Source organism: Myroides sp. C15-4, assembly GCF_050522745.1.
Classification (GTDB): domain Bacteria; phylum Bacteroidota; class Bacteroidia; order Flavobacteriales; family Flavobacteriaceae; genus Flavobacterium.
Map to the genome: position 1 here is coordinate 12,939 of NZ_JBMVQX010000012.1, position 12,933 is coordinate 25,871.

The window sequence follows — 12,933 nt, forward strand, 5'->3', positions numbered from 1 at the left end:
CAGCTAGCTGTATCATTCCTATAATAAACAGTACTAATCCTTTCATGCGGCGGCGATTTATTGGTTGATCTATTACATAGACGCAAGGAGGAGTAAAAGGTTGGGATGAAAACTAAACTTTTTTTATTTTCCGTCTCTTTTTAGGTAGAGTATAGAGCGAAAGAAAAACAAGAAAGCCCCATAAATGGGGCTTTCTGTACAATTTAAAATGAGTTGGTTTGATTTAAAATCGGTAACCAACGGAAATAAAATACATCGTTGATTTGGTTACTTTTTGTGTGTTTATTTTAGAGAGGTCGGACATTGCTTGTAGTCCACCTTTAATCTCCAAGTGATTAGACATCTTGTAAGATACACCAATTCTTCCTATAAATCCAAAATTCCAACCAACATTTTTATCTATCGTTGTTAAATCTGTTGTTTTTTCTTTTGAATTAAGTAAATGTCCTGCATATCCACCAAAATCGAGTTGGAAATTTAATTTGTCCACCCCAGCTTTTCTAAACAACGGATACGTAGTTGTAATTCCAAATGGGATAAATATATATTGATTTTTCAAAAACGTAGACTGTCCATCAACCACGCGATTGGCATGCAGTTCATACGTTCCCAAACCGGTATACACGCCAAAGCCCTTCCACTTGACATCAAATTCTAGCGATACGCCATCTCGGACAAAGCTATTTTGATCGACATGTCCCTTTTGTTCTAACAGGGCATTTCCATTAAAAAGATAGGCCGATATACCAAAATCGGGTTTCTTATTTTCTTGTTCTTGTGCCATAGTTAAGGTACCTATAGCTAAGAAAAGAGAAGTGATTACTTTTTTCATCTTTTGTTGTCTTAAGGTTGTTCTACTGTATAGACGCAACAAGAGACAAAAGGTTGTAAACAAAAAGAAAGAAATCTATTTTTTTCGTTCAATTACGTAATTAACCATCGTAATCAGTGCTTTTTTAAAGGGCGAATCGGGAAAATCGACAAGTAAAGCGAGCGCCTCTTCTTGATAAGCGATCATTTTTTGCGTGGCATAGGTCAACCCACCTGCTTCTTTCACATAGTCAATGACTTCTTTTACTCTGCGTTTATCTTCGTTATGATTTTTCACCGAATTAATTAACCACTTGCGTTTATCTTTCGATGCCGTATTGAGTGCATAAATTAAAGGCAGGGTCATTTTTTGCTCTTTGATATCAATCCCTGTTGGTTTGCCTATTGGACCATCCGTATAATCAAACAAGTCATCTTTGATTTGAAAGGCCATACCAATCACCTCACCAAATTTTCGCATTTTTTCAATCAGTTCGGTATCATCGGGTTGTACAGAGGCAGCACCTAATGCACAACAAGCAGCGATAAGCGTTGCTGTTTTTTGACGGATAATTTCGTAGTAAATATCTTCTGTAATGTCCAAACGACGAGCTTTCTCGATTTGCAGTAGTTCGCCTTCACTCATTTCACGTACAGCCACTGAAATAATGCGCAACAAATCAAAATCTCCATTGTCAATCGAGAGAAGTAAACCTTTAGAAAGAAGGTAATCACCAACTAGAACGGCAATTTTGTTTTTCCACAAGGCATTTAAAGAAAAGAAACCGCGGCGTTTATTACTGTCGTCTACCACATCATCATGTACGAGTGTTGCGGTATGAATTAATTCAATCACAGAAGCTCCTCTATAGGTACGTTCATTCACGCCGCCTTTCTGCACCATATTGGCGACTAAAAAAACAAACATCGGTCGCATTTGTTTTCCTTTTCGGTTTACGATATAGTAGGTGATTCTGTTTAATAGGGCAACTTTGGTCGCCATCGATTTGTGGAACTTCTTTTCAAAGAGTTCCATTTCAACCTTAATTGGTTCCTGTATTTGCTGTACAATATTCATTATAACCAAATTTATGACTTTTTATGTCATAGTATACAATTCAAATAAATATCTGAAAAATAAAAAGGACGTAATCGTCCTTTTGGTCGTTGTTCTTACGATTTATTCGCTAATTGTCCACAAGCTGCATCGATATCTTTTCCACGGCTTCGTCTTACCACCACGGTAATATCATTGCTTTCCAATGCTTTAATATAATTGTTTATGGCTTGTGGGTCTGCTTGTTGAAACTCTCCATCGTCAATGGGATTGTATTCAATTAGATTGACCTTACTTGGCATTTGTTTACAAAATTTAACCAAAGCATCAATAGAAGCCTTGTCGTCATTGATTCCCTTCCATACCACGTACTCAAAGGTAATTCTACTTTTTGTTTTACTATACCAATATTGTAAGGCATCACGCAGGTCTGTCAAAGGGAAACTTTTAGAAAACGGCATAATTCGATTACGCGTTTCTTCTATAGCTGAGTGCAACGAAACAGCTAATTTGAATTTCACCTGATCGTCTGCCAGCTTTCGAATCATTTTTGGAATTCCAGAAGTAGACACTGTAATGCGTTTGGGCGACATCCCCAATCCTTCATCCGACGTAATTTTATCAATAGCTGCTTGCACGTTGTTATAGTTCATCAAAGGTTCACCCATTCCCATGAATACGATATTCGAAAGCGGGCGTCCATGATTTTGACGACTTTGTTGATCAATCGTCAAGACTTGATCATAAATCTCATCGGGATTTAGATTTCGCATGCGTTTTAATCGTGCTGTTGCACAAAACTCACAATCCAAACTACATCCCACTTGAGAAGATACACAAGCAGTAGTACGGCTTTCAGTGGGAATTAAAACAGACTCCACGATTAATCCATCGTGTAACTTTACGCCATTTTTAATGGTTCCATCGGAGCTAATTTGCATATTATCCACGCGAATGTGGTTAATCACAAAGTGATCTTCCAACATTTGACGGGTCGTTTTAGCAAGATTGCTCATATCCTCAAAAGAATGGGCTCCTTTACTCCACAACCACTCGTACACCTGATTACCTCTAAATGGTTTATCTCCTTGAGAAACAAAAAAATCTCTCAATTGTTCTTTCGATAAACTACGTATGTCTTTTTTCTCTACTTGCATGCTGCAAATTTACTTTTTTTACTTGAATAATTAACGGTCCAATTTAGTTAACAAAAAAGAGTCTTGAGAACAGCGTATTTATTCTTTGCCTTATCGTATTCGATTCCATACTAATGCTCGAATATTCAACAGCGAGTAAACGAGCAAGTACAAAGAAAAAGACGGATTAAGTAGGTGTCTTCTTTGTATTTTGTTTGTGGTACGTCCATAGTGAGTCTATAGTGTCTCTATTAAAATAGCGGTTTCTAATAGACATACTATAGAGGCAGCATAGATGAATCATGGTCAAACCTATACCATGTATAGACTAAAGTCCCAAAGAGAAACCCTCCAACACCTAAAGAAAAAAGGCTATCTCGATGGAGACAGCCTCTTTTTTTTATTTATTTTGCGAGGTATCCTCCTTCAATAGGATAATATCCTCCAGTTGCAAAAGACGCTTTATCCGAAGCCAACCACAGGATGAGTTCGGCAACTTCTTCTGATGTTCCTAGACGCTGCATGGCGTGTTGGCTTTCTAAGAAGTGTTTGACTTGGGGATCCATACTCGACAAGAGTGGCGTTTCAATAAACCCTGGTCCTACAGCATTGATTCGAATTCCCTTGGTTCCATAATCCCAAGCAGCCGTTTTTGTTAATCCTACCACTCCGTGTTTGGCCGCTACATAAGCTGGTGATCCTGCAAATCCCACTTGTCCTAAAATAGATGCAATATTGATGATGCTTCCACCTCCATGATTCAACATGGCAGGAATTTGATAGCGCATGCCGTAAAAGACTCCATCAAGATTAATGGAAATTACTTTTTGCCATTCTTCAATAGCGTATTCTCCTGTTGGTGCACTAGCCCCGCCAATTCCAGCATTATTAACGGCAATATCTAATTTTCCAAAATGCTTGATAGTTTGTTTCACTAAAGCTTCATTATCTGCGGGAAGGGAAGCATTGGACTGGACAAAATGAGCGGCATCTCCTAATTGATCAGCCAATTTTGTTCCTAGCTCCACATTCAAATCTGCAATAATGACTTTGGCTCCTTCTTTAACGAAAAGTTCAACAACGGCTTTTCCAATTCCTGAAGCGCCTCCTGTTACAATAGCTACTTTATTTTCTAACATTTTCATACTTTACTTTTTTAATTTCTATTAAGTTACAAATTAAAAAAGGCAAAAGCAGTTTCCATCCTTTTTATTAACAGCTTTTTAAAACAAAAAAAAACTGCCTTACCGAAGTAAGACAGCTTTTTCATCGTATTGAGTTCTTGTCTATTTTACAAATTTTGGTTTACAAATTTTGGAAGAAATCGTTTCCTTTATCATCGGTGATAATAAAGGCAGGGAAATCTTTTACCACAATTTTGCGCACCGCTTCCATTCCCAATTCTGGAAAATCTACGACCTCAACGCTCAAGATATTTTCTTTGGCGAGGATAGCCGCTGGTCCACCGATTGATCCTAAATAGAATCCTCCGTATTTTTTACACGCATCAGTTACGGCTTGGGAGCGATTTCCTTTGGCTAACATAATCATACTTCCACCTACGGCTTGGAACGGATCCACATAGGGGTCCATGCGTCCTGCAGTAGTTGGACCGAAACTTCCTGAAGGCATTCCCTCTGGTGTTTTTGCTGGTCCGGCGTAGTAAATTGGGTGATTTTTGAAATATTCTGGCATCTCTTGGCCGTTGTCTAACATCTCTTGAATCTTCGCATGAGCGATATCACGGGCTACGATTACCGTTCCATTCAACATCACACGTGTTTTGATAGGGTGTTTGGTCAACTCTGCCAATTGTTCTTGCATTGGTTTATCTAAATCGATAATCACAGGCTCTTCTAAATGTGGAGCAACTGCAGGGAGTAATCGCGCTGGATTTTCTTCTAATTGTTCGATGAACAATCCTTCTGCGGTAATTTTAGCTTTGATGTTACGGTCAGCCGAACACGAAACCCCTAATCCTACAGGACAAGAAGCTGCGTGACGTGGTAAACGGATAACGCGAACGTCATGGGTGAAATACTTTCCACCGAATTGTGCTCCAATATGTGATTCTTGACAGATTAGCTGTAATTTTTTCTCCCACTCTAAATCGCGGAACGCTTGACCGCCCATATTTCCAGAGGTTGGTAGGTTATCGTAGTATCCTGCGGATGCTTTTTTCACTGCAGCTAGGTTGGCCTCAGCAGATGTACCACCAATCACTAACGCTAAGTGATACGGAGGACAAGCAGCAGTACCCAAATCCATGATCTTATCTTTGATAAATTCCGTCAAGTTTTTGTCGTTCAATAGGGATTTGGTCTTTTGGTACAAAAACGTTTTGTTTGCAGAACCTCCTCCTTTTGCCAAAAACAAAAACTCGTATTTTTGCCCTTGTGTCGCGTAAATATCAATTTGTGCTGGTAGGTTTGATCCTGAGTTTTTCTCTTCAAACATACTGATTGGAACGATTTGAGAATATCTCAAATTTCTCTTTTGGTAGGTATTGAAAATTCCTTTGGACAAGCTCTCTGCATCGTTCGATCCCGTATATACGTTTTCTCCTTTTTTTGCAACAACGATTGCTGTACCAGTATCCTGGCAAGAAGGCAATTGTCCTTCTACTGCTACAACCGCATTTTGCAAGAGGTTATAGGCTACAAATCGATCGTTATCTGTGGCTTCAGGATCATCTAAAATTGCTTTTAAGCTTTCTAAGTGAGCGGTTCTCAACATAAAGGAAACATCAGTCATTGCTGCTTCAGACAAAACTTCTAAAGCCTTTGGATCTACAACTAAGATTTCGCGATCCCCTAATTTCTCTATTTTTACAAAATCAGTAGAAATTTTTTTATACTTCGTATCGTCTTTTAGAATTGGATACGGATCTTGATATATAAAGTCCATTGGATAATTCGTTTATTTTTGTCCGATAAAATTACGAAATATACCAATGGAAAAACCGTAGAACGTTTCTAAATAACTCCCTGTTTATCGGGCTTTGAAACCAATACTCTGTGTTAATCTCCTTCTTTTTTTCCTGGTCTTCGTCCGTATCCTCCCATTTTCTGTACTTTTGGTTTTATTAAATAAAAACCTATGACCATTTTAAACAAAGTTGTATCCCTTGCTTTGGGTGTGTTCGCTCTCCTATTCTTTGGGCAAACCCAAGCGCAACAAATATCACTGGGGGAATCTATCTCCTTACCATCGAACATCTTAAACGAGAATAGAACAATAAACATCTACCTTCCTCCCTACTACCAACCCAATGATACGATAAAGTATCCCGTGGTTTACATTTTAGACGGTGGTGTAGAAGAAGATTTTATTCACCTAGCGGGATTGTTCCGCGTTAATTCACAACCGTGGGTTGACCGCTTTCCAGAAGCGATTGTTGTGGGAATTGAAAACACCAACCGCAGAAGGGACTTTACTTTTGCTGTACCGAATATCGACTTTTTAGACAACCTCCAGTATAGCAAGGATTTTTTTCCTCAATATGGCGGTGCTGAACCTTATGCGGCTTTCTTAGAAGGTGAATTGATTCCCTATATTGATCAACACTACAACACCACCAGTGAACGCACTGTTGTTGGTGAATCTTTAGCGGGATTAATGTCTTCTTACCTCTTAATCAAACACCCGCATGTATTCTCGAATTACGTGATTGTAAGTCCGAGTTTTTGGTGGGGGGAAGAAAAATTGTTAGACGAAACAACGGTATGTTTATTGAATAAGATTAAACACCCGGTCCATGTGTATGTGGGTCTTCCAAGCAAAGAAGAAGATGAAATGATGTACGAAGTGGGGACTCGTTTCTATTCGTTCCTTCAACAAAACCCTATGATTCACGCGACGTTTGATTATATGCCAGACGAAGTACATGCCACTGTATTACATCAAGCAACACTCAATGCGATAAAAAAAGGATTTCACAAAACCAAAACCGCACAGTAAAGCGTTCACTACTGAACAGTCTTGTACAAAAGAAAAAAACAACAAACTGGTAAACAACCCGTTACAAATAAGATAAATCATGGTATACCAATTGGATTATACAGCGAAAATGTATAATCCAATCCAACCATGAAAAAAACACTACTTTTATTTCTCTTAGGCACAACCCTCGCTATCGGTCAATCAAAGAAAGACAACTACATCAAAGAACACTTCCCATTATTACTTGAAAACTTATCTCCTGAAGATTTACAGGCCTTTAAAAGCACCATGAAGATGTCGTCCAAGGACAAGCTAAGATACATTGACTCCGATTTACTTCGAAAAGGCAGTGGGGATCAATTTGGCGTGTACTACCAAATTTTTTCTTATGATTTAACAGGTGTTCGCAATCGGATCACCATCATCGATCAGGAGAATAGAGAGATTGTTATTGAAGAAGACGGAACGATCTCTTTTGACAACACTCAACCCTCAAATCTAGTTGATACAGCAATTGCTACAACTGATGTGGCTGAGTTTACGACTTTTAGCGGGCAAACCTATGATTTGCCAACGCTATTAGCTAGAGACGGGGTATTTATTATTACGTCTACGACTTGTGGGCCTTGTATGCTGGCTTATTCTGACCTGAATCAATTGGCTAGTGATCCTGCTTATCAAGGCATTCCGTTTACTGCTTTGTATATTAATTCAGCAGATAACATCAAAACCTATACAGAAGGGACTGTATACCAAAACTTTGGGCTATTAGAAACGCCTTGGGAGTTATTTACTTCGGAGGATTTAATTAAGCAATTGATTCCCAATTACAATTTGAAATCCAAAGCGGTTCCTTACGTGATGATCAAAAAGGATGATAAGGTGGTGTATTCATCGAATCGAGGAATTAAAATCGACCAAATCAAAAAGAATTTATAACAACAAAAAAAGCTTGAGTGACGAATCTACACGCAAGCTTTTTTATTTAGATGACAATAACTTGTAAAATAGGATGAATTACATGCTACGCATGTAGGCTTCCAAAGCTTCTAATTCGGTATCACTCATTTTTTTGGTGATCTCTAAATTGGCCTGCATAATAATAAATTGAGCAGGATCCACAATGGCTTCTTCTTGTCCTTTCAAGAATGAGATTAGGCTAACATCGTGTTTATCGTAAATTTCAATAATTTCTCTAATACTCGGTCCGATGACTTTCTTATCTGCCAAGTGACAAGAAGCACAGGTTCCTTTTCCTTCGAATATTTTCTTTCCAAGTGCAATTTTTTCTGCTTGGGTCATTTCGGTTGCTCCGCCGCGTTCTGATTCATATACTGGTTCAGGCATGGCTTGTTTTTCTTCTTTTTTTCCACAGGAGAATACAAGGAGGGCAACGAAAAAAGGAATCGTTTTAATGAGTGTATTGCGCATAGTGTTGTTTATTTTTTTGTTGTATCAAATGTACAAAAACAATCCTGTTTCTCTCTTTCACAAATCACTCCTTTTTATGTAAAAAAACGACATCGACTCTTGATTCAGATCGCTGTGCATCGACTAAAAACAAAAAAAGCTCAGAACAATCTGAGCTTTCTATTTTATTTATTCAGCAAGATTGCTGCTTCTTTTGCAAAATAGGTGGAGATGATACTCGCCCCTGCGCGTTTGATACAGGTTAGTTGCTCCATCATCACTAAATCGTGATCCAACCAACCTCTTTCTGCGGCTGCTTTGACCATGGCATATTCTCCGGATACATGATAAACAGAAACAGGTACGTTTACTACATCTTTTACCTCACGTACAATATCCAAATAAGCGATCCCCGGTTTTACCATCACAATATCTGCGCCTTCTTCTACGTCATATAGTGCTTCTTTAATGGCTTCTAGGCGGTTAGCATAATCCATCTGATAGGTTTTTTTATCCGTTGGAATTTCAACATCCGCTCTTGGAGCACTATCAAGTGCATCTCTAAAAGGTCCATAAAACGCGGAAGCATACTTGGCGGAATAGCTCATAATGCCCACATCCGTATAGCCCGATTGATCCAAGGCTTCACGCATGCGCAACACACGACCATCCATCATATCACTTGGTGCTACAAAATCAGCTCCAGCCTCTGCATGGGAAACACTCATTCGCATTAAAGCATCTACCGTTGCATCATTGACTACTTTTCCGTTTTCAATAATACCATCGTGCCCATAAATCGAATAGGGATCTAAGGCAACGTCAGGCATGACAATCATCCCTGGACATGCATCTTTAATCGCTTTAATCGCCGTTTGCATTAATCCATTGACATTCCATGCTTCTGTTCCTGCATTGTCTTTTAAATGATCACTCACTTTTACATAAATATTCACTGCGCGAATACCCAAAGCGTATAGTTCTTTTACCTCTTTTACCGTTAAATCTACAGATCGTCTGTAAATCCCTGGCATGGATAAAATAGGTTCTTCTACATTGGTTCCCTCTGCAATAAACATGGGAAACATAAAATCTTGTGGAGTCACAATCGTCTCTCTTACTAGACTACGAATAGACTCACTTGTTCTTAATCTTCTACCTCTTTGTAATGGAAACATATTATTTGGTTTACGGTGTACGGTTTATGGTTTACAGCTTACTATTTACTGTTATCCACTCTATTGGATTAGCTAATACTGCTAGCAATTTTGCTTCTTCGCTTCCTTCTTCGGGTTGATGGTCGTAGACCCATTGCACATGAGGTGGTAAACTCATCAAAATAGATTCGATACGCCCATTGGTTTTTAGTCCAAACAGCGTTCCTTTATCGTGTACTAAATTAAATTCTACATAACGCCCACGTCGGATTTCTTGCCATGTACGTTGTTCCTCTGTATAAGCTATTGTTTTGCGTTTTTCGACAATAGGCACATAAGCTTCTAAAAAGCTATTCCCTACGGTAGTAACAAAATCATACCATTGTTGGGTTGTTTTTTCGGCCGTTTCTTCCAGTCGATCGAAGAATAAACCTCCTATTCCACGGGCTTCATTTCGGTGTGCATTCCAAAAGTATTCATCGCATTGCTTTTTATACTGTGGGTAAAACGCAACATCGTGTTGATTACAAGCCATTTTACAGATTTGATGAAAGTGAATAGCGTCTTCTTCAAACAGATAGTAAGGGGTTAAATCTTGTCCTCCACCAAACCAAGAACGCACGACATGTCCTTGTTTGTCATACATCTCAAAATAACGCCAATTGGCATGTACTGTTGGCACCATTGGACTCTTTGGGTGAATGACTAAGCTTAATCCACAGGCATAAAAATCAACATCACCTACGTTAAAATACTTTTGCATCGTTGCGGGTAATACTCCGTGTACAGCAGAGATATTCACTCCTCCTTTTTCAAAGACACGTCCGTTTTCAATCACACGTGTTCTTCCTCCTCCTCCTCCGGGACGTTCCCAAAGGTCTTGTTGGAATTTAGCCTCTCCATCTACTTCTTCTAATCGCGTGGTGATTTGATCTTGGAGTTGCTGTATATATTGATAAAATTGTTCTTTCATAGTATATAGTCTACAGCATATCCTAGTCCCAATAGCAACAGGAAACTAAGATACAAATAAGTGATAATCCTAAATTGTTTTGTTTTATTCTTACGTGCTATTGTGTTTATTCCAAACAGCAAGAGGTAAGCTAACATTGCGCTACCACTTAGCACCCAAAAGAAATGGTTATTGGGTATATGCTCCGGGCAAAAAGGTTCGCGACTATGAATGAGATTTACATACATGAGCATAACTAGTATCACGCACCATAAACTGAATCCTCCTATAATTCCCCCTCTCAAATAGCGCATCATCTATTTATAATTGTGCAATTTTAGCCATGATTTCAAAGGAAAAGGCTTTACTTTCCTTTTGAATAAAGGCATATAAACTTTTCGCTTTGGCTTTGAATTGCTCTTCTTCTTTGGACCAGTTAACGAGTACATCGGCAAATTGTTCCATGCGATCCCATCCAAAATTGAATTGCAACAACTGTTGATTCAAAGCTGTAGCCTCCATTTCGAACAAAATAGCGTAGGTTAACCCTATTTTTGCTAATTCTTTGTCAATTTCCTCTTTTACTTTTAGATCATCGGGAACAAATCCAATCGATGAAAGTTTTACGACAATCGATTCTATACGTCTGTCTTCTTCGCTTTTAACTCCTTTGTTTAACATAGGTCATTCGATAAAAACAAAAAAGGTTTCGGCAGTTGCGTTAACCTTTCTTGGGTGATTTCTTTTATTTTTGTTCGTATTCTTTTACCGCTTCGATAAAAGCTTTGGCGTGATCTACGGGGATGTGAGGTAAAATACCATGTCCTAAATTCACGATATACTTATCTTTTCCGAAAGCATCAATCATTTCGTGTACCATTTTCTTAATGGTCGGAATTGGCGACATCAATCGACTTGGGTCAAAGTTTCCTTGAAGTGTAATGTTTCCTCCGGTGAATAAACGCGCATTTTGTGGGCTACAAGTCCAGTCAACACCTAGAGCAGAAGCTTTGGATTGCGCCATTTCAGGAAGAGCAAACCAACATCCTTTACCGAATACGATAACAGGTGTAATTTCAGCTAAAGCCTCGACAATTTGGTTGATGTATTTCCACGAAAACTCTTGGTAATCCACTGGTGAAAGCATTCCTCCCCATGAATCAAAGATCTGTACAGCATTTACTCCTGCTTTTACTTTTTCTTTTAAGTATAAGATAGTGGTATCCGTAATTTTTTGCAATAATGTGTGGGCCGCTACTGGATCAGAAAAACAGAATCCTTTGGCAAGGTCAAAGCTCTTAGATCCCTTTCCTTCTACAGCATAGCAGAAGATCGTCCAAGGCGAACCTGCAAATCCAATTAGCGGCACTTCATCATTCAACATTTCTTTGGTTACTTTGATGGCATCCATCACATAGCCCAAGGTTTCTTCGATATTTGGAATAATTACTTGTTCCACATCTTTGGCAGAGCGAATGGGATTGGGAACCCAAGGTCCTACACCTGGTCTCATTTCCACATCGATATTCATCGCTTGTGGAACAACTAAAATATCAGAAAATAGAATAGCGGCATCTGGTTTTACAATACGAATTGGTTGTACCGTAATTTCAGCTGCGATTTCAGGCATTCTACAACGGGTAAAAAAATCATATTTATCTCGTAAAGCACGGAATTCGGGTAGGTATCTACCGGCTTGACGCATCATCCAAACAGGTGGTCTTTCCACCGTTTCTCCTTTTAAAGCTCTTAAGAATAAATCATTTTTAATCATTTCTAAACCATTTAAGTACGTCAATTTTAGCTGACACTATTTATAATATGCTAAGCAAGCCGATAAAGTAGCTTCGATAGTCGGTTGACTCGCTACGACGATTTGCGTTGTAATTCCTTTGAGTGCGTCTGCAGTTGTATCGCCAATACAAAAGCAAACTTCTGTTGTTACTTGATTGTTTTGCAAAAAACTTTCAATTGCCGATGGGCTATAAAAACAGATCCCCTCTACTTTATTTTGAAGCGTATGGGGCTGTTTTACCGTTTGATACGCCTCATACTCATCAAATATGAGGTTGTGTTGTTTAAAAAAGGTAGGCAAGGTTTCGCGCCTAATATTGCCACAGCAAAAAGAAAAACTACAAGAAAAAAAATCGCGTTCAATCACTGCAGTTAACTCTTTAGCATAATGTGTCCATGCCTTCACTTCCCAGCCCTCTTGTTCTAAAAGGGCTTTTGTTTTCACCCCTACACAAATGGCTGGTTTTGTTTTTAACAGCTGCGCATGGGGGTTATTCAAGACGCTTTTCACCGCGTTTTGACTGGTAAATACCACCAAATCTCGAACGGCCTCTACTGTAAATGCTTGAGGTTCGATCGCTATGAAGTCCTTCTCCACCCATTGTACATTGGATGTATGGAAGAGTTGACGATGTGCATCGCTTAAGATTCGCGTTGATAAAACCCTTGGCATAC

13 protein-coding genes are annotated in these 12,933 nt (G+C 38.9%); 2 read left to right on the forward strand and 11 right to left on the reverse strand.

The features are described from left to right. Positions 1-223: 223 nt before the first annotated feature. The 5 genes from ACPDHL_RS07455 to ACPDHL_RS07475 all read right to left on the reverse strand — a co-directional run bounded on the left by ACPDHL_RS07455 (position 224) and on the right by ACPDHL_RS07475 (position 5,910). Complete coding sequence (locus ACPDHL_RS07455) at positions 224-832, reverse strand: hypothetical protein (RefSeq protein ID WP_430532149.1); 609 nt, start codon at positions 830-832, stop codon at positions 224-226. Positions 833-907: 75 nt separating this feature from the next. After that, positions 908-1,888 carry a polyprenyl synthetase family protein gene (locus tag ACPDHL_RS07460; protein ID WP_430532150.1) on the reverse strand — a complete coding sequence of 327 codons (981 nt, stop codon included), beginning with the start codon at positions 1,886-1,888 and terminating at the stop codon, positions 908-910. A 95-nt stretch (positions 1,889-1,983) separates the two neighbouring features. Beyond that, positions 1,984-3,024, reverse strand: coding sequence for a 23S rRNA (adenine(2503)-C(2))-methyltransferase RlmN (gene rlmN, locus ACPDHL_RS07465; RefSeq protein WP_430532151.1), 1,041 nt, complete (start codon positions 3,022-3,024; stop codon positions 1,984-1,986). Between the two features lie 383 nt (positions 3,025-3,407). Continuing rightward, positions 3,408-4,148 carry an SDR family NAD(P)-dependent oxidoreductase gene (locus ACPDHL_RS07470; protein ID WP_430532152.1) on the reverse strand — a complete coding sequence of 247 codons (741 nt, stop codon included), beginning with the start codon at positions 4,146-4,148 and terminating at the stop codon, positions 3,408-3,410. Positions 4,149-4,308: 160 nt separating this feature from the next. Further along, on the reverse strand, positions 4,309-5,910 hold the full coding sequence (locus ACPDHL_RS07475) for a fumarate hydratase (protein ID WP_430532153.1): 1,602 nt from the start codon (positions 5,908-5,910) through the stop codon (positions 4,309-4,311). Between the two features lie 192 nt (positions 5,911-6,102). On the opposite strand from ACPDHL_RS07475, the gene ACPDHL_RS07480 reads away from it, so the two are divergent. After that, positions 6,103-6,963, forward strand: coding sequence for an alpha/beta hydrolase (locus tag ACPDHL_RS07480; protein ID WP_430532154.1), 861 nt, complete (start codon positions 6,103-6,105; stop codon positions 6,961-6,963). A 129-nt stretch (positions 6,964-7,092) separates the two neighbouring features. Next, positions 7,093-7,884 (forward strand): hypothetical protein, encoded by a 792-nt coding sequence (locus ACPDHL_RS07485; RefSeq protein WP_430532155.1) that lies wholly within the window; start codon positions 7,093-7,095, stop codon positions 7,882-7,884. Positions 7,885-7,962: 78 nt separating this feature from the next. Here the strand turns inward: ACPDHL_RS07485 and ACPDHL_RS07490 are convergent, their stop codons facing one another. The 6 genes from ACPDHL_RS07490 to ACPDHL_RS07515 all read right to left on the reverse strand — a co-directional run bounded on the left by ACPDHL_RS07490 (position 7,963) and on the right by ACPDHL_RS07515 (position 12,931). Continuing rightward, entirely contained in the window at positions 7,963-8,376 is a 414-nt protein-coding gene (locus ACPDHL_RS07490; RefSeq protein WP_430532156.1) for a c-type cytochrome, read from the reverse strand. A gap of 164 nt (positions 8,377-8,540) precedes the next feature. Further along, positions 8,541-9,533 carry a porphobilinogen synthase gene (hemB, locus tag ACPDHL_RS07495; protein ID WP_430532157.1) on the reverse strand — a complete coding sequence of 331 codons (993 nt, stop codon included), beginning with the start codon at positions 9,531-9,533 and terminating at the stop codon, positions 8,541-8,543. Positions 9,534-9,564: 31 nt separating this feature from the next. Continuing rightward, entirely contained in the window at positions 9,565-10,485 is a 921-nt protein-coding gene (gene hemF, locus ACPDHL_RS07500; RefSeq protein ID WP_430532158.1) for an oxygen-dependent coproporphyrinogen oxidase, read from the reverse strand. Positions 10,486-10,785: 300 nt separating this feature from the next. Continuing rightward, the gene (locus tag ACPDHL_RS07505; RefSeq protein WP_430532159.1) at positions 10,786-11,145 is read right to left on the reverse strand and encodes a hypothetical protein; all 360 of its coding nucleotides are present in this window, start codon (positions 11,143-11,145) and stop codon (positions 10,786-10,788) included. A 64-nt stretch (positions 11,146-11,209) separates the two neighbouring features. Then, positions 11,210-12,238, reverse strand: a complete 1,029-nt coding sequence (hemE, locus tag ACPDHL_RS07510; RefSeq protein WP_430532160.1) for a uroporphyrinogen decarboxylase — start codon at positions 12,236-12,238, stop codon at positions 11,210-11,212. Positions 12,239-12,274: 36 nt separating this feature from the next. Next, positions 12,275-12,931: a uroporphyrinogen-III synthase gene (locus ACPDHL_RS07515; RefSeq protein WP_430532161.1), complete on the reverse strand. Its 657-nt coding sequence runs from the start codon at positions 12,929-12,931 to the stop codon at positions 12,275-12,277. Between the last annotated feature and the right edge of the window lie 2 nt (positions 12,932-12,933).